We start from the raw sequence: 17,550 nt of genomic DNA, 5'->3' as shown, positions 1-17,550 counted from the left end.
GTATATGTTTTTTGATTTGGTTCGTTTTTATAGGAAAATATTTATATCACGAAAACGTTGTAGTATTGATAACTTTTTTTATTCGCGCAAAAGTTCCTTCTTTTAAATTCTGTAAAGTTTTAAAGGAAATCTGTCTTTGTGAGCGTCGTGGCAAGGATTACGGACATTTTTTAAAGAGATTAATCTCATAGAAACTACTTCTCTGCGGGAAATTCAGCTATCATCCCTATAATTTTTTGTTAATAGTATTGCTGATAGTTGTATTATGTAATTGAATTGTTATTTTTGTTCGTTATAAGTTAAAAAGAACTAGGTCTTAATTATTTAGTATTTTCAATACAATATCCGGGAAATACATTTAAAGTGATTGTGGTTTAAAACGAAATTCTAAAGCAAGATCTTTACATTCAAATTAAATTTAAAATAATGTTATTAAAAAAATTACAGTTAAAAACAATTGATTACAAATTAGTGTTGACAATGTGTTTTTTATTTTTTTTCAACTCCATCATTTCGGCTCAGGAAATTATTAAAGATACTGTGATCCAGAAGCCACTACAATTATCTGGACAGAAGCAAAAAATTGACGGTATTATTGCCAATGTGGGAGATTATATTGTTTTAGATTCAGATATTGATAAAGCATATTTAGAAATTACTGCGCAGGGAGGTTCTGTAAAAGATATTACAAGATGCCAGATGCTTGGTAAACTTTTAGAAGATAAATTATACGCGCACCAGGCGATTCAGGATAGTATCGTGGTAAGTGATGCAGAGATAAGAGGTATGATGGATGACCGATTGAATTATATGATTCAACAAGTAGGAGACATCAATAAAGTAGTTGCTTATTATAAAAAAAATTCTGTAGAAGAGTTTAAAACTTATTTTTCGGACATCTTAAAAGAGCAAAAGTTAGCTTCTGAAATGACTAAGAAAATTGTTGATGCCGTAGAAATTACTCCAGAAGAGGTTCGTAATTTCTTTAAGAAAATACCAAAGGATGAATTACCAACTTTTGGAGCAGAAATGGAAGTAGCCCAAATTGTGGTAGAACCTAAAGTTTCGGCAGAAGACGAGCAAAAGGTAAAGGACAGATTAAACGCTATTAGAAAAGATGTTCTTGAAGGATCCAGTTTTGCTACAAAAGCAGTTTTGTATTCGCAGGATCCGGGATCTTCGCCAAATGGAGGTTTTTATAAAATGACCAGAAAAACTCCGTTCGTAAAAGAATTTAAAGACGTTGCTTTTAGTTTGGGAGAAGGAGAAATTTCAGAACCTTTTAAAACTATTTTTGGTTATCATATTATTATGGTAGAAAAAATAAAAGGTCAGGAAGTAGAATTACGTCATATTTTAATTGCACCTACAGTTTCTGAAACAGCATTGAAAGATGCTAAAGAAAGAATTACGAACATCAGAAATAAAATAGAAAACAAAGAAATTACTTTTGCTGAAGCTGCAAGAACAGAATCTGACGAAAAGGAAACAAGAGCAAACGGTGGAACTTTAGTAAACCCAAATACTCAGGATACACGTTTTGAGTTGACAAAAATGGATCCAACGTTATACAGCCAGGTTTCTAATCTAAAAGATAACGAAGTTTCTCAGCCAATTTTAAATACAGATGATAAAGGTAAAAAGACGTATAAGTTAATTACGATCACCAATAGAATTGACGCACATACTGCTGATTATGCTAAAGATTATACTAAGATTAAAGAATTAGCATTAAAAGAAAAACAAATCACAACGATTTCAAAGTGGTTTGATACTAAAATAAAAGATACTTACATTAAAATTGTTGGAGAGTACAGAGATTGTAACTTTGTGTACAATTGGTTGAAAAAATAATTTTTATTAAATAAATAAAAAGAGTTAGTTTTATGAATTCATAAAGCTAACTCTTTTCAATTTTAAAAACATATCTAAATGTCTGACGTAGCAGCAATTCATAATTTAGTTCAAAAGCGAAATGAATTAAAAACCGAAATAGCAAAAATCATTGTAGGCCAGGATGCAGTTGTAGATCAAATATTACTGTGTATATTCTCAGGGGGACACGCTCTTTTAATTGGTGTTCCGGGATTGGCAAAAACCTTAATGATAAATACTTTGTCTCAGGCTTTAGGTTTAGATTTTAAGAGAATTCAGTTTACGCCGGATTTAATGCCGTCTGATATTTTAGGAAGTGAAATTCTGGATGAAAACAGACATTTTAAATTTATAAAAGGGCCAATTTTTTCGAATATCATTTTGGCAGATGAGATAAACAGAACACCTCCAAAAACGCAGGCAGCTTTACTTGAGGCCATGCAGGAACGTTCCGTTACTATTGCAGGGCAAAACTACAAATTAGATTTGCCTTATTTTGTTTTAGCAACGCAAAACCCAATTGAGCAGGAAGGAACATATCCTTTGCCGGAAGCGCAATTAGACCGTTTTATGTTTGCTATTAAATTAGAATATCCAACTTTTCAAGAAGAAGTTCAGGTAGTAAAACGTACAACATCTGATGCTAAAACAACGATTAATCCGTTGTTTACCGCACAGGAAATTATCGATTTTCAGCATTTGATTCGTAGAATTCCTGTAGCCGATAATGTGATTGAATATGCGGTAACTTTGGTAAGTAAAACGCGTCCCGATAATGCATTGTCAAATGATTTTGTAAAGAATTATCTGGATTGGGGAGCAGGGCCAAGAGCATCTCAAAATTTAATTTTGGCAGCAAAAGCACATGCAGCTTTTAACGGTAAATTTTCACCGGATATTGAAGATGTAAAAGCAGTAGCAACCGGAATACTACGCCACAGAATTATTAAAAACTACAAAGCAGACGCTGAAGGAATAACAGAAGAAATTATTATCGAAAAGCTTATGTAATAAGTCATCAAATAAAAAAAAGCCTGATCATCCATTATGATCAGGTTTTTTTTATAACAATTTTGTAATGCTGGTTTCATTTACGAGTCGGACAGATTTATTGTAAAAAAGTTTGATTAAAAGCACTTCTACAACAGACGTGTATTTTTTGTCATCGCATTCATACCACCAATACGAGAAATACTGAATGTTGTTTTTCTCCATTTTGACCTGCCATATTCTTTCATTGTCTGAAGAAATGAGTTTCGATTCTATAATTTTATAGCCAGTTCCTGTCCAGCAAATTAAAGGATTGTGCGATGGAGTTTTAATATAAATAAGCTTTTCAGGAGTAGCGATTTTAAAAACTTCATTATTAATCCATTTTCCCTTCTTAATATTATAAGCAGGATTTAACTTTTCGAGTAAATCATGTTTCAGTTCTTTTTTGATTTCTAAACTAGTTATCAGTAGCATTAAACTTCCTAGTATTATAGGAAAGAAAATAAAAGAAGAAGAAGTTTTTTCTATTGTCGTCTCTTCGTTTTTAGGTTTAAAGAAACGAATGAAGAACAACATTGGGATAATTTGATAGAATATAAAACAAAGTAATCCGATAGTATGATGAAGCGTATTCTCCTGAGTACAGTTTAATAAAATTAGTGTGATGATCCTGAAATAATTCGAGATAACATTCAACGCAATTATAATACAGCAAAACAGGAATATTTGTTTAATGCTAAAAAGCTTTTGTTGTTTTCGTTCTTCTAAAGTCAACAAAAAAGCCCCAACGAGTAATCCGGTTTTAAACATAGACAATCCCATGCAAGCCGTGTCGATAGTAATTTTTGCATTATTAATATAAAAATTAACCCCTTCTATTTTAGTAATCGGAAGGAAGTTTTTTAAAGTCAGGTAAACTCCGTAGCAAAGTGTTTGCTTGATTTCGACCGTTAAGTAATCAAAAAACGTATTGAAAATCGAGGAGAATAAAAAGATACAGATAAAAGCAATGAACGAGAATTTTCGGGTAAGATTGTAATATAAAAAACATGCAAATAAGGACAGCGCTAAAAAATGCAAAGATTTGGTATGCAAACGATAACTTATAAATTCTAATAGAATTATTAATCCTAAAAGAGGGTAGTTCATATTAAATGAAGTTTTTCTACCCCCAATAAGAAACAATACGATCGAAAATACAATCCCGAAAAGATTGCTATCAAGACCCGACAGCACTATAGTGGAGTTTAATACCAATAAGCAAATCAAAATCAGGATAGCAATTGCATTTTTGTATTCAAATAGAAGCTTCATTAAATAGTTTGCTTTTTGTGTTTTTTGTAATAAAAGAAAAGTATTGTAGATCCCAGGATAATCAATAGCCATTCGTGTGGTTCAGGAACAGCGCCGTCATTGTTGATAGAGGCATTTCCTAAAGTATCTACATTTTTTTCAATCCCGTTATTTTTATAATCTTCATCAGTTTCAAGAACAATTAAAGAAGAGATTGGTGTTACAATATTGGCATCTTTGGCCAGATCTACATATTGGTTTTGTACCAAAGAATCATTCTGAATTTTAACCTGCTCTTCTAATACTTTTCCAAAAGCGTACATTCTGTAAATATGATTCGGACCATTGGTTTTAATGGCACTCGTTTGCGGACTTTCTGTAATCGAAATATTCGCCGGTGGTATATTTACCGTATTGGTGTCTGTCTTAAATAAAACAAATTGCTTTTTATGAATAAGATCTAAACTGTTTTTTAAACTCGTCTGAAAAAAATCGACATATTTCTGTTCTTTTACAGTCTGCCAAAACGGATTGATATCAGGTGAAATATTAATTACTTTTAAATTTCTGTCCTTTGTTTCTGTTCTTATTTTCTTTAAATAATTAGAATCTTCAAGTTCTTCAAAATTGGCAGAAAACGTACCGCATTTGGTAATGATTAAACTGTTTCTTGAAATTTCATAAAGAGGCAATAACGAATAATGAAGATCTTCAAACTCTAATTCGATGGCTTTAAAGTTATCTTTATTGATCTCTTTCTTTTTTCCGTTTACAATAACAAACAGATTCGTTTTGTTTAATTCTACAAAAGATTCTATTTGTTTCGTTGTCCAGCTGCTGTTTAAGTCTAATATAATTTCTGAAGGTTTAAACGGAATAGTTGTTTTCTGAATATCCTTAACTTCATAAATTTTATTTTTCCATGCAAATGAATTAGAAACTTTCGTTAATGGCATATAAGCTTCCCAATCATCTAATCCTTTCGATTGATTGATGTAATATCCTTTGTTCAGTTCAAAATCTTTGCTGGTTTCAATTTTTGTATTTCCAACAGTTTGAATTCTCGATGTAGTTTCGGCATTAGAAATGTTCGGGCCTTTTATAGAAAGACTTTGGTATTTCATTTGATTGTCTTCTACTTTTAACGGAGTTGTAAAACCGCATTTAAAAGTACGTGGCGTTTTATAGTTAATCGGGAAAACTCTCACAACAACTTTGTTTCCTTCTTTCCATTGCATTAATGACGGATCGCGGTATTCTACACCAACAATTTGTTTGTACGCCGCTTTAGCTTTTTCTTTCGTAGTCAAAACTCCTTTTCGTTCAATTCCGTTTACCCACAAGGATAAAGATGTTGCAACAGAACCTTCCGGCAATTGGAAAGAATAAATAGCCTCCTTTTCTCCACGTGTATCTTTTTCGCAGGCAATATTCATTGTAATTTCAGTATAAGCCAAACGTGTTTCCGGATAAATTTTCACATCTTCTTTAATGGTTTTGGTGAATAAATCTTTACCACTCCATAATTGCTCTTCTGTTTCTAATCGTTTGTCAAAGTTTGATTTCAGAATGTTTATTTTATCATCATTATCCAGATTAAGGTCTTTACAAAACAAATAAGCGATAGATATAAACGGATTGTGAATTTTGCGTTCATTAAATTGTTTACTGCCAAAGGAATCAAAAGTTCTAAAATCAAATATATCGTGAAGCGGAATATATACGAGGTCTTTTTTTAGCAGAATTTCATTGAAGAAATTAGGTTTTAAATTCTGAGAAATCGAGATATAATAAGGTAGCTCACTATTTTGATCGAATGAATTTATTCGGCCAAATTGGTTTATTTTTCTGCTTTCAATATTTAATCCTGCAGTAAAGACTATCAAGCTAATTACTACGACTAAAATACCTCCGCTAAAAGAAACAACATAATTTTTATCTCTATTAATGTATCGAAGAATTGTGATGGTATGTATAATAATGACAATTGCAGGAACTAAGCCATAAAATCCTAATCCTAGCGCTATAATTCCTAAAAAGGAGAATGGCATAATAGGTATGAGGTATATCGCGAAATATAAGATAAGCAAAAATGATAAGCCATTGATGAAAAAAGCAATCGAAGTGCTTCTGCTTTCGTCTGAATTGCTATAGATGAAAAAATTAGAGACACAAAAAGCCACAGTTGTAAAGTAGACCCATATAGGAAGATCCTGAAAAACAGGAATAAAAACATTTAAAGAAAAGCAACCAATAAGCCAGTTCAGGATTAAGAAAGGGGCTAGGTGAATGTAAGTTTCTTTGTTTCTAAGAAGCATAAAAGAAACACCAACTCCGTATATAAATTCGCATATAAGACTTAAGAAAGCAATTCCTTGATAGCTATTATATTCCGATTCTTTAGAGAGAAGAGCTCCGATTAAAAATATACTGCTAAACAGTGTTACGATTAAACTAATTCCTACTCCCGGTTTTTGAGTATAATATTCTAAATTATTTGATTTGTGTTTCATAGTTATATTTATTTAAAAGTACTTTGAAGTACAAAGTTATAAAAGAATTTGAATTACAAGTTTTTTATTTCATTTTTTTTAAACTGGAAAAAAATGGAATATTGAAGAATTGGATTTTCTAGAAATCGGGAAGAAAAAGAGGTCTTGCAGTGTAACTATATCGTTATAATTGCTTATTTAGAAACGTTCTTCGTTAAAATAGAGGTAAAATCTGACTTCATTTATAACAGCAAATTCCGACTTTGTTAAAGAAAAGATTTTAAAATATCAATTATTTATTTTTTTTATTCAAAATTGATATTTTGACAAAAACAAGCAGTGAAAATCGTTTTTTAGCAATAATAATTTTTGAAAAGGCGACTTCTATTATATTTTTTTTAATTGTCGGCTTTAATACCTAAATTTGCGTACAAAAAAAATAAAATACCTAGAAAAGACTTTTATTATGAATATTTATCAGGATTACATCCAAGAGATTGAAGAACGAAAAGGTCAAGGGCTTAACCCGAAACCAATTGATGGAGCTGAATTATTAAGCGAAATCATTGAACAAATTAAAGATGTGAATAACGAGTACAGAGAAGATTCTCTTAACTTTTTTATTTATAATGTTGTACCGGGAACCACTAGTGCCGCTGGTGTGAAATCTCAATTTTTAAAGGAAATTATTCTCGGTGAATTCGAAGTAAAAGAAATAACTCCTGCATTTGCTTTTGAGCTATTATCGCATATGAAAGGTGGATCTTCAATCAGAGTGCTTTTAGATTTAGCACTTGGTGATCATACCTCTATTGCAAAAGAAGCTGCAAATGTACTTAAGTCACAAGTTTACCTTTATGAGGCAGACACAGATCGCTTAAAAGAAGCATTTAAAGAAGGCAATCCGATTGCTATAGATATTATTAAAAGTTACGCTCAGGCAGAGTTTTTTACAAAACTGCCAGAAGTAGTTGAAGAAATTAAAGTAGTTACTTATATCGCTGGTGAAGGAGACATTTCTACAGATTTACTTTCTCCGGGTAATCAGGCGCACTCACGTTCTGACCGTGAACTTCATGGTAAATGTATGATTACTCCTCAGGCACAAGAGGAAATCAAAGCATTACAGGCAAAACATCCTGACGCTAGCGTTATGTTGATTGCTGAAAAAGGGACTATGGGTGTAGGTTCATCCAGAATGTCAGGAGTAAATAACGTAGCGCTTTGGACAGGTAAACAAGCAAGTCCATATGTTCCGTTTATTAATATTGCTCCAATCGTTGCAGGAACAAACGGAATTTCTCCAATTTTCCTGACAACTGTTGATGTTACAGGTGGTATTGGTTTAGACCTTAAAAACTGGGTAAAAAAACTTGACTCAGAAGGAAACATTATTCGTAATGAAAACAATGAGCCAATCTTAGAAGAAGCATACTCTGTTGCTACTGGTACTGTATTAACGATCAATACAAAAACTAAGAAGCTTTATAATGGTGATAAAGAATTAATTGACATTTCTAAGGCATTCACGCCACAGAAAATGGAATTTATAAAAGCTGGAGGATCATATGCAATTGTATTTGGTAAAAAGCTTCAGACATTAGCAGCTAAAATTTTAGATATCGAAGCTCCTCTTGTATTTGCTCCGTCAAAAGAAATTTCTGTTGAAGGACAAGGACTTACAGCTGTAGAGAAAATCTTTAACAGAAACGCTGTTGGTATATCTCCGGGTAAAGTTTTACACGCAGGTTCAGATGTTCGTGTAGAAGTAAACATTGTAGGTTCTCAGGATACGACTGGTCTTATGACTGCTCAGGAATTAGAATCTATGGCAGCTACGGTAATTTCGCCAATTGTTGATGGTGCTTACCAATCAGGATGTCACACCGCTTCAGTATGGGATAAAAAAGCGCAGGCTAATATTCCAAAATTGATGAAATTCATGAATGATTTCGGTTTAATTACTGCTCGTGATCCTAAAGGAGTTTACCACGCAATGACCGATGTAATTCATAAAGTACTTAACGATATTACAATTGATGAGTGGGCGATCATTATTGGTGGTGACTCTCATACAAGAATGTCAAAAGGTGTTGCTTTTGGGGCTGACTCAGGAACAGTTGCTCTTGCATTGGCTACAGGAGAGGCTTCAATGCCAATTCCTGAATCTGTAAAAGTAACTTTCAAAGGAGAAATGAAAGATTACATGGACTTCCGTGATGTGGTTCATGCTACACAAGCGCAAATGCTTAAAAAGTTTGGTGGAGAAAATGTATTCCAAGGTAGAATTATCGAGGTTCACATTGGAACTCTTACTGCTGACCAGGCATTTACATTTACAGACTGGACTGCAGAGATGAAAGCAAAAGCTTCTATCTGTATTTCTGAAGATGATACTTTGATTGAATCTTTAGAGATTGCAAAAGGTAGAATCCAGATCATGATCGACAAAGGAATGGACAATGAAAAACAAGTTCTTCAAGGATTGATCAATAAAGCAGATAAGAGAATCACAGAGATTAAATCAGCTGAAAAACCAGCCCTTACTCCAGATGCAAATGCGAAGTATTATGCTGAAGTTGTAGTTGATCTTGATCAGATTATCGAGCCTATGATCGCTGACCCGGATGTAAACAATGTGGATGTTTCTAAAAGATATACTCACGATACGATCAGACCTCTTTCTTTCTACGGAGGAGAGAAAAAAGTAGATCTAGGATTTATTGGTTCTTGTATGGTACACAAAGGAGATATGAAGATTTTAGCTCAAATGCTTAAAAATATCGAGGATCTTCACGGTAAAGTTGAGTTCAAAGCGCCACTTGTAGTTGCGCCACCTACATATAATATTGTAGACGAACTTAAAGCCGAAGGTGATTGGGAAGTTTTACAAAAATACTCAGGTTTCGAATTCAACGATGCTGCACCAAAAGGAGCTGCACGTACTGAATATGAGAATATGTTGTACTTAGAGCGTCCAGGATGTAACCTTTGTATGGGTAACCAGGAAAAAGCAGCAAAAGGAGATACTGTAATGGCAACTTCAACACGTCTTTTCCAGGGAAGAGTTGTAGAAGATACTGAAGGTAAAAAAGGAGAATCACTACTTTCTTCTACGCCGGTAGTAGTTTTATCTACAATTTTAGGAAGAACTCCTACACTTGCTGAATATATTGCCGCAGTAGATGGTATTAGCTTAACAAGGTTTGCACCTTCTCATAAACTATTAGTAATGTAATTTACGATTAGTTATAATCATTATATATAAAAAGCCTGAGTCGATAAACTCAGGCTTTTTCTTTTCTGGCTCCTCTATTTTTTGTAACTTGGTATGTTCAAAATATAAAAAACAAAAACAATTATACTTATGGCTTTTGATATTGAAATGATTAAAAAAGTGTATGAGAACATGCCGGATCGTGTTGATAAAGCACGCGAGATTGTTGGTCGTCCACTTACATTGACAGAGAAAATTTTATACAATCACCTTTGGGACGGGAAACCAACTCAGGCGTTTGGCAGAGGAGTAGATTATGTTGATTTTGCGCCCGATCGTGTCGCATGTCAGGATGCAACTGCTCAAATGGCATTATTGCAATTTATGCACGCCGGAAAAGCTAAGGTAGCAGTACCAACAACGGTTCACTGCGATCACTTAATTCAGGCAAAAGTTGATGCCGCAACAGATTTAGCGCGAGCAAAAACACAAAGTAACGAAGTTTTCGACTTCTTGTCGTCAGTTTCTAATAAATATGGAATAGGTTTCTGGAAACCAGGAGCAGGGATTATTCACCAGGTAGTACTTGAAAATTATGCTTTCCCTGGCGGAATGATGATTGGTACCGATTCTCACACTGTAAATGCAGGTGGTTTAGGAATGGTAGCTATTGGTGTTGGTGGGGCCGATGCTGTAGATGTCATGTCTGGTATGGCTTGGGAATTGAAATTCCCTAAATTAATTGGAGTTAAACTAACTGGTAAATTATCAGGATGGACAGCTCCTAAAGATGTTATCCTTAAAGTGGCCGGTATTCTTACTGTAAAAGGAGGAACTGGTGCAATCGTTGAATATTTTGGAGAAGGTGCAACCTCTATGTCTTGTACCGGTAAAGGAACAATTTGTAATATGGGTGCAGAGATTGGAGCTACAACTTCAACTTTTGGTTATGATGATTCTATGAGTCGTTACCTGCGTTCTACAAACAGAGCCGATGTTGCCGATGCTGCAGATAAAGTAGCTTCTTACTTAACTGGAGATCCGGAAGTTTACGCTAACCCGGAACAATATTTTGATCAGGTTATCGAAATCAACTTAACAGAATTAGAGCCACACTTAAACGGACCTTTTACGCCGGATTTAGCGACTCCAATTTCTAAAATGAAAGAAACAGCCATCAAAAACAACTGGCCTCTACAAATTCAGGTTGGTTTAATTGGTTCTTGTACCAACTCTTCTTACGAAGATATTTCGCGTGCAGCTTCTTTGGCAAGACAAGTAAGCGCTAAAAACTTAAAAACTAAATCTCAGTTTACTATTACTCCGGGTTCAGAAGTTGTTCGTTATACCATCGAAAGAGACGGATTTATCGATACTTTCGAAAAAATTGGAGCAACTGTTTTTGCTAATGCCTGCGGACCATGTATTGGTATGTGGGACAGAGATGGAGCAGAGAAAGAAGAAAGAAATACAATTGTTCACTCTTTCAACCGTAACTTCTCAAAACGTGCAGATGGTAACCCAAATACTTTAGCTTTCGTAGGTTCGCCAGAATTGGTTACCGCTATGGCTATTGCGGGAGATCTTGGTTTTAATCCTTTAACAGATACGTTAATCAACGAAGATGGAGAAGAAGTAAGACTAGAAGCGCCAACAGGAGACGAATTGCCTCCAAGAGGATTTGATGTAAAAGATCCGGGATTCCAGGTTCCTGCTGAAGACGGTTCAGGAGTTCAGGTAGTAGTGAGTCCAACATCAGAGCGTTTACAATTATTAGCTCCGTTTGATGCGTGGGATGGTAAAAACATTACTGGTGCAAAATTATTAATCAAAGCATTCGGAAAATGTACAACAGATCATATTTCTATGGCCGGACCATGGTTACGTTTCCGCGGACACTTAGATAATATTTCAAACAATATGTTGATTGGTGCCGTAAATGCATTCAACCAAAAAACAAACTCAGTTAAAAATCAATTAACAGGTACTTACGACGCTGTTCCTGCTGTAGCACGTGCATACAAAGCAGCTGGAGTTCCGTCTATCGTTGTGGGGGATCACAATTATGGCGAAGGTTCATCTCGTGAGCATGCTGCAATGGAGCCACGTTTCTTGGGTGTTAAAGCCGTATTGGTAAAATCTTTTGCCCGTATTCACGAAACAAACCTTAAAAAACAAGGACTTTTAGGATTGACATTCGCTAACGAAGCTGATTACGATAAAATTCAGGAAGACGATACCATCAACTTTACTGATTTAACCGAGTTTGCTCCGGGAAAACCATTAACGTTAGAATTCGTTCATGCAAATGGTACAAAAGATATCATTCTGGCAAACCATACTTATAACGCAGGTCAGATTGGCTGGTTCGTTGCAGGTTCAGCATTAAACTTAATTGCTGCCGGAAAAGCTTAATCATTTAAGATTTCAATTATACTAAAAAACGCTCTGTGAAAACAGGGCGTTTTTTTATTGTTGTTTAGGAGCTAATCCAGCTATCCGCTATATCTTTTATTTTTTTTAAGAAAAAAAATAAAAGAATGCCGCTTCTATCTGGGCTAGGGCACTCGTTTTCAAAAAGAGATTTTGTTTTCAGATTTCCTAATCTTGTCTTTTTGCTACAGTTGTTTCTTGTGATAAATTCCTCGATCTGGTAGGTTTTGTAATCTCAAATTCATTGATGTCAATACTAAATACTTTCGAAGAAGGTAATTTAGAAAAGCTGTTATCAATACGACCACCTAGAATATATAACTTATTGTTGTAATAATGCATAGCAGAATATTTCATTGGTAATTCAATTTCATATTCTTTTAATTGTTTTGTTTTTAAGTTATAAACGTACATTTTTTGATCCTCAAAAAAGTAAATAATATTATCATGATACGTTATGGCAGGTCTTTCTAACGGAGAGAATAATTCTCCTTCCGTTTGCCATTTTTCTGTTACTAAATCAAAGCTTTCTATTTGAGAAATTGGTTTTCCGTTGTTGCCGCCAATGAGATAAATTTTATCATCAACCAAAACTCCCGTAGTTTCTTTTGCTGTTGGCATATGTGCAAGTTCGTACCAATAACCAGAAGAGATATTATATAAGTGTACTTTATCAGTAAACTCTTTTACGCCAGCTTCAGTAGCTTTTACAGAACCTCCCATTACAACAATATTATCTTTATAGGTAAAAGAAGCAAAATCAGCAGCCTGATGCGGATTTGTATTGTCTATTTTAATAGTTTGTTTCTCCAGATCTAAAACTTCAATTTTATCTTGCAAATACTCCCAACTGCTGATTTTATTGACAAACATTTTTTTTCCGCCTAGGATATAAATCGAATTTTTATAAAAATGAATGTTATGATAAGCCCTGTTTTGAAGTTTTAATTTCGAAATTTCCCATGTGTCAGTTTTAATGTCATATATACAAAGGTCTTGTTTATAATGTCGTTTAGCAGAAGTGTATTGCGCTTCACTTAAAAATTTCACCATATCCATATCGGCTTTTTCTGCTCGCGCTTTTTCGAGGTGGTTGATTTCAGGATAAGCATCTCCGCCACTAATATAAATTTTGTCATCTTGCAAGATAGACCCAAATGAAAAGATAAGATGTTTTGAAGAAGTCAGTTTAGTATACGAAAGCTTGGATTGTAATTTGTGGTCACCAGCAATAATTACTTCTGATAAATTTTCAATATTTTCTTCGAGCGAAACGATAAAGTTTTGCTTTATGAAATAGCTCAAAGAAATTCTTTTGGTAGTATAACCAATATGCGAAAATTCTAATATTTCATCGCTATTGTATTTTGCAAGAAGTTGTAAAGAGAATTTACCATTTGCATCCGATATTGTTCCGACTTTGCTGGATAAAGCAAACACATTCGTATTTTCAAGAGGAAGATTTGTGTTTGTCGAAACTACAGTTCCGTTGATGTTTTGAGCAATAGATAATAAAGGAAAAAAAATAAGAAAGAGTAATAGTTTTTTCACGTTGTTTTCAGATTAAGTTTAGTTTTTGGTCAAGAAATAAAAATGGTATTCTGAAAAATATTCGCACAATTTTTATGCCGAGAGTCTTGCTTGAAAGAAAAATAATTCAATTTCTGATAAATCAGGGAGAAAAATGGATCAGTTATAGACAAGAACTTATTTTGAGATTAGAAATTTTTTATTCTATTTTTATCCCGAAACAGACTTTTCCTGAAATAAAATCATTTATTTATAAAAAGCCTGATTTCAAAGAGTTGGCGTAATTTTCATTCTAAGATGTTTAATTCAGGGTAAATTAGTTGTTAAAAAACGTGTATCTTTTACATTAAAAAGTTAAATTCGCCTTTTAGGTAATATATTTGCTTTTTTTGAGTTTAAATATTGTCTTAACTTAACAAAGTATTCATTAAACTTTAATAGGTATGGTTTTTAGATTAATTATAGTATTTTTTTTTTTCAGTGTCGGTGTTTTTTCTCAGGAAAAGTTTATCAAGCACAAAATATCAAAAGGAGAAAACCTATCTGTAATTGCTAAAAAATATGGTGTCAAAACGAAAGACATTGAAGACGCCAACCCTAATGCTCCTAAAGTTTTAAAATTAAATTCGGTGCTCTTAATACCGAATACGGACAAAAAGAATACTGTAAAGAAAACTGAAATCGCTGCCAATACAACTCCTGCAGCAACATCAAATTCAGGCCAGCACGAAGTACAGGAAAAAGAAAATCTTTGGGCAATCTCCAAAAAATACAATATCTCTGTTGACGATCTGAAAAAAGCAAATCCAACACTCGAAAGTGAAGATTTAAAAATAGGACAGAAACTTAATATTCCGTCTAATGCGATTGCATCGACAGATAATACCAAGAAAAATCAGAAAACCGAAAAACCGGAAATAATTGCTTCGACAGATGTAGAAGTGGTGGTTGAGGTCAAGCCAAAAGAAACAAAATATCTTATTGCCAAAAAATACGGAATAACGGTAGCAGAATTAGAGAGGCAGAACCCATTTATAAAAGGAAAGTTGCCGGTAGGTTATCTTCTAAAAATTAGAACTTCAAAAGAAAAAGCCGATCAGCAAATCAAAGATGCGGCTATTGCATCTCAAACTCAGGTTACAGAAAATGCTGTCGCAACTTCAGAAAAGACAACTCAAAATACAGAAGCTGCAAAACCAGAAATTATTCCTGCAACGTCAGATGTTGAAGTAGTAGTTGAGGTACAGCCCAAAGAAACAAAATTTGCGATTGCTAAAAAATACGGAATAACGGTTAAGGAACTAGAAAAGCAAAACCCGTTTATCAAAGGTAAATTGCCTGTAGGTTACGTATTAAAAATTCATACTACAAAAGAAAAGGCTGATGCAGCCGCAGGTATAACAACCACTCCGGAAATCAATACTAACTTGTCAACGCCAACTCAGGTAGCTGATAATTCAGAAGTTAAAAGAGATACCACTACGGTATTTAGAGTAAGCAATCACTCTGATTTAGTAAATCAGTTAATTGTAAATGCAACCGAAAACATAGGAACGCGTTACAGATCGGGAGGAACCACAAAAGCTGGTTTTGATTGTTCAGGATTAATGATTTGCACGTTTAACAATTTCGACATAAAATTACCAAGAAGTTCTATAGAGCAATCTCGTGTTGGCGTAAAAGTCGGGACAGAAGAAGCTCAAAAAGGAGATTTAATTTTCTTTAAAACAAACGGAAGACGCCATATTAACCACGTAGGAATGGTAGTTGAAGTTGCTGACGGAGAAATTAAATTTGTACATTCTTCAACTCATGGCGGTGTGATAATTTCTTCGACAAAGGAACCATATTATCAAAGATCCTTCTCACAGGTAAACCGCATTTTACAATAAGTAAAATTTCAGCTAAATTTTCTTTTAAATTCCTCAATCGGAAAAGGTTTGTTTAAAAATCCTGAGACATCATCATTTTTATTAATGTGCTCAAGTTCTTCAGGATCTAAGGTTGATGAAAGAACATAAATTTGAGTTTCTTTCTTGATCTCCTTATTTAGTTTATGAAAAGCATCCAGGAATTCAAACCCATTCATTATTGGCATTTGTATGTCTAATAAAATAATTAGAGATTGATTCTTTTTTTGAGTGGTAAGCCACTCAATTCCCTCTTTACCATTATTGGCAATTACAATTTGCTCAATCTGCATTCCCTTAGTTAATAATTGAGTAATCACAAGCTGATCAATTAAATTGTCCTCAATTACCAGAAATACAGGTTTCAGTTGCATACTAATTAGGTATTGTTACAACGAATTTGCTTCCAATAGTACTTTCAGAAAATACCGAAATATTTCCCTGTATGTTTTCTACCGCTTCTTTTACAATATAAAGTCCTAATCCGGAACCTTTGTTTTTATTTGTGCCAAAGTACATTTCGAAAATATTATCCTTATATTCCTCTTTAATTCCAATTCCGTTATCGCTTACCTCTATTTTATTATAACCTTCATCGAAGTATGTTTTAACGCTGATAAACATTTCTTTTTTGTTGATGTCGGCATATTTTATGGCGTTCGAAAGTAAATTTGAAATAATAATTTTTAAGCGCAATCCGTCACTCTGAATTTGATCGACTTGCAATTCCTGAGTAAAAGTGATTCTGTTAGCGTTTTCGATATGCATTAATTGCGAGATAGCTTCATTAAATAATTCCTGCAAACTTACAGGTTCCATAACAACTTGTTTTCGCTTGTTTTTAGAGTAATCTATAATATCGATTATAAACTGATCTTGTTTTGTCAGGCTTTTGTGCATAAGACCTAAATAAGTTCTTATCTGGTCAATATCATCTTCTAATTGCGTAATTTCTATTAACCCCTTTAATGATGTTATGGGAGACCTCAAATCATGCGAAGCGCTATAAACAAATCGGTCTAATTCGCGATTTACTATAATCAGATTTTCATTTTTAACCTCAATCTCTTTTTTAGAAACAAGCAATCGTTTTACCATTATAGAATAATAGGAGCATACACTTAATACAATAATTAGAATAAAAACAATATTGGTAATAATCAGTAAGTTTTTGATTTTGCGTGTTCCTTCGCCTAAAGTGTTAGAGAAATTACGTTCGTTAATGGTAAGTTTATCGCTGATTACACTAATTCGGTCTAAAAATTTTTTCTGACTCTCCGGAGTTAATAAATTATATTTTATCTGGGCATTTATTTCCTGACCTACGATAAATAATTTAAAGATAAGTTCGTCGCCCTGACCCCATTCGTCAATAGCTTTTGCTAAAAAAGATACTTGCTGAAAATTGACAAAAAGCCAAACAAGATCATCTAAATCATCCTTATGGTTTCGGCCAATTAAAAATCCTTCTCTGGCGACTTTGTTATCGCCCACTTTTAAAAGTGTTTTTCGGGCAATACCATCGGCCTGCGGAACTTCTAATTCTTCTAAATATAATTTCCACTGATTCTGATCTTTAGTATAAAGATAAGTGATGAGGTGTCTGGAAGCGTCTTTTTGTCCTTTTGAGTAATGCGATTCTCCATTGGCATACGCGCGGTTAGCAGATAATATTTTTATCGTAAAAAAATTGATGCAGATAAGTAAGGCGCAGGATACAAATACAATTACAAGCAGAACAAAAACATTAGGGAAACGTATGTTCTTAAAAAAAGGACTCTTAGACATAATTTTCGGATTAGTAGGT

At 33.7% G+C, this 17,550-nt stretch carries 10 protein-coding genes; 5 read left to right on the top strand and 5 right to left on the bottom strand.

What is annotated here, in order from left to right; translation table 11 throughout:
* Positions 1 to 426 precede the first annotated feature (426 nt).
* Both FLACOL7796_RS05935 and FLACOL7796_RS05930 read left to right on the top strand, forming a co-directional pair.
* Positions 427 to 1,854: a peptidylprolyl isomerase gene (locus FLACOL7796_RS05935; protein WP_173969910.1), complete on the top strand. Its 1,428-nt coding sequence runs from the start codon at positions 427 to 429 to the stop codon at positions 1,852 to 1,854.
* Positions 1,855 to 1,932: 78 nt separating this feature from the next.
* Positions 1,933 to 2,886 (top strand): AAA family ATPase, encoded by a 954-nt coding sequence (locus tag FLACOL7796_RS05930; protein WP_173969909.1) that lies wholly within the window; start codon positions 1,933 to 1,935, stop codon positions 2,884 to 2,886.
* A gap of 51 nt (positions 2,887 to 2,937) precedes the next feature.
* Here FLACOL7796_RS05930 and xrtN read toward each other — a convergent pair whose 3' ends face one another.
* Positions 2,938 to 4,182, bottom strand: coding sequence for an exosortase N (gene xrtN / locus FLACOL7796_RS05925; protein ID WP_173969908.1), 1,245 nt, complete (start codon positions 4,180 to 4,182; stop codon positions 2,938 to 2,940).
* Positions 4,182 to 6,674 (bottom strand): XrtN system VIT domain-containing protein, encoded by a 2,493-nt coding sequence (locus tag FLACOL7796_RS05920; protein WP_173969907.1) that lies wholly within the window; start codon positions 6,672 to 6,674, stop codon positions 4,182 to 4,184. Before FLACOL7796_RS05920 ends, xrtN begins: the two co-directional genes overlap by 1 nt.
* A gap of 445 nt (positions 6,675 to 7,119) precedes the next feature.
* Here FLACOL7796_RS05920 and FLACOL7796_RS05915 point away from each other — a divergent pair, with 445 nt between their 5' ends.
* Positions 7,120 to 9,891: a bifunctional aconitate hydratase 2/2-methylisocitrate dehydratase gene (locus FLACOL7796_RS05915; RefSeq protein WP_173969906.1), complete on the top strand. Its 2,772-nt coding sequence runs from the start codon at positions 7,120 to 7,122 to the stop codon at positions 9,889 to 9,891.
* Between the two features lie 129 nt (positions 9,892 to 10,020).
* The gene (locus FLACOL7796_RS05910) at positions 10,021 to 12,285 is read left to right on the top strand and encodes an aconitate hydratase (protein WP_173969905.1); all 2,265 of its coding nucleotides are present in this window, start codon (positions 10,021 to 10,023) and stop codon (positions 12,283 to 12,285) included.
* A gap of 186 nt (positions 12,286 to 12,471) precedes the next feature.
* Here the strand turns inward: FLACOL7796_RS05910 and FLACOL7796_RS05905 are convergent, their stop codons facing one another.
* Positions 12,472 to 13,854, bottom strand: coding sequence for a Kelch repeat-containing protein (locus FLACOL7796_RS05905; protein ID WP_173969904.1), 1,383 nt, complete (start codon positions 13,852 to 13,854; stop codon positions 12,472 to 12,474).
* Positions 13,855 to 14,276: 422 nt separating this feature from the next.
* Here FLACOL7796_RS05905 and FLACOL7796_RS05900 point away from each other — a divergent pair, with 422 nt between their 5' ends.
* Positions 14,277 to 15,725, top strand: a complete 1,449-nt coding sequence (locus FLACOL7796_RS05900) for a C40 family peptidase (RefSeq protein WP_173969903.1) — start codon at positions 14,277 to 14,279, stop codon at positions 15,723 to 15,725.
* 8 nt (positions 15,726 to 15,733) lie between these two features.
* On the opposite strand, the gene FLACOL7796_RS05895 is transcribed toward FLACOL7796_RS05900, so the two are convergent.
* Positions 15,734 to 16,117, bottom strand: a complete 384-nt coding sequence (locus FLACOL7796_RS05895; RefSeq protein ID WP_173969902.1) for a response regulator — start codon at positions 16,115 to 16,117, stop codon at positions 15,734 to 15,736.
* Between the two features lies 1 nt (position 16,118).
* Complete coding sequence (locus FLACOL7796_RS05890; protein WP_173969901.1) at positions 16,119 to 17,531, bottom strand: sensor histidine kinase; 1,413 nt, start codon at positions 17,529 to 17,531, stop codon at positions 16,119 to 16,121.
* Positions 17,532 to 17,550 lie beyond the last annotated feature (19 nt).

This window comes from Flavobacterium bizetiae, from assembly GCF_902804475.1.
GTDB lineage: Bacteria > Bacteroidota > Bacteroidia > Flavobacteriales > Flavobacteriaceae > Flavobacterium > Flavobacterium bizetiae.
This window is presented reverse-complemented; position numbering and strand designations above follow the sequence as displayed.

Bases quoted from the DNA above. Each gene is read 5' to 3' on its own strand.
- FLACOL7796_RS05910 (WP_173969905.1), top strand. From the start codon at position 10,021: ATGGCTTTTGATATTGAAATGATTAAAAAAGTGTATGAGAACATGCCG.
- xrtN (WP_173969908.1), bottom strand. From the start codon at position 4,182: ATGAAGCTTCTATTTGAATACAAAAATGCAATTGCTATCCTGATTTTG.
- FLACOL7796_RS05935 (WP_173969910.1), top strand. From the start codon at position 427: ATGTTATTAAAAAAATTACAGTTAAAAACAATTGATTACAAATTAGTG.
- FLACOL7796_RS05915 (WP_173969906.1), top strand. From the start codon at position 7,120: ATGAATATTTATCAGGATTACATCCAAGAGATTGAAGAACGAAAAGGT.
- FLACOL7796_RS05890 (WP_173969901.1), bottom strand. From the start codon at position 17,531: ATGTCTAAGAGTCCTTTTTTTAAGAACATACGTTTCCCTAATGTTTTT.
- FLACOL7796_RS05930 (WP_173969909.1), top strand. From the start codon at position 1,933: ATGTCTGACGTAGCAGCAATTCATAATTTAGTTCAAAAGCGAAATGAA.
- FLACOL7796_RS05895 (WP_173969902.1), bottom strand. From the start codon at position 16,117: ATGCAACTGAAACCTGTATTTCTGGTAATTGAGGACAATTTAATTGAT.
- FLACOL7796_RS05900 (WP_173969903.1), top strand. From the start codon at position 14,277: ATGGTTTTTAGATTAATTATAGTATTTTTTTTTTTCAGTGTCGGTGTT.
- FLACOL7796_RS05920 (WP_173969907.1), bottom strand. From the start codon at position 6,674: ATGAAACACAAATCAAATAATTTAGAATATTATACTCAAAAACCGGGA.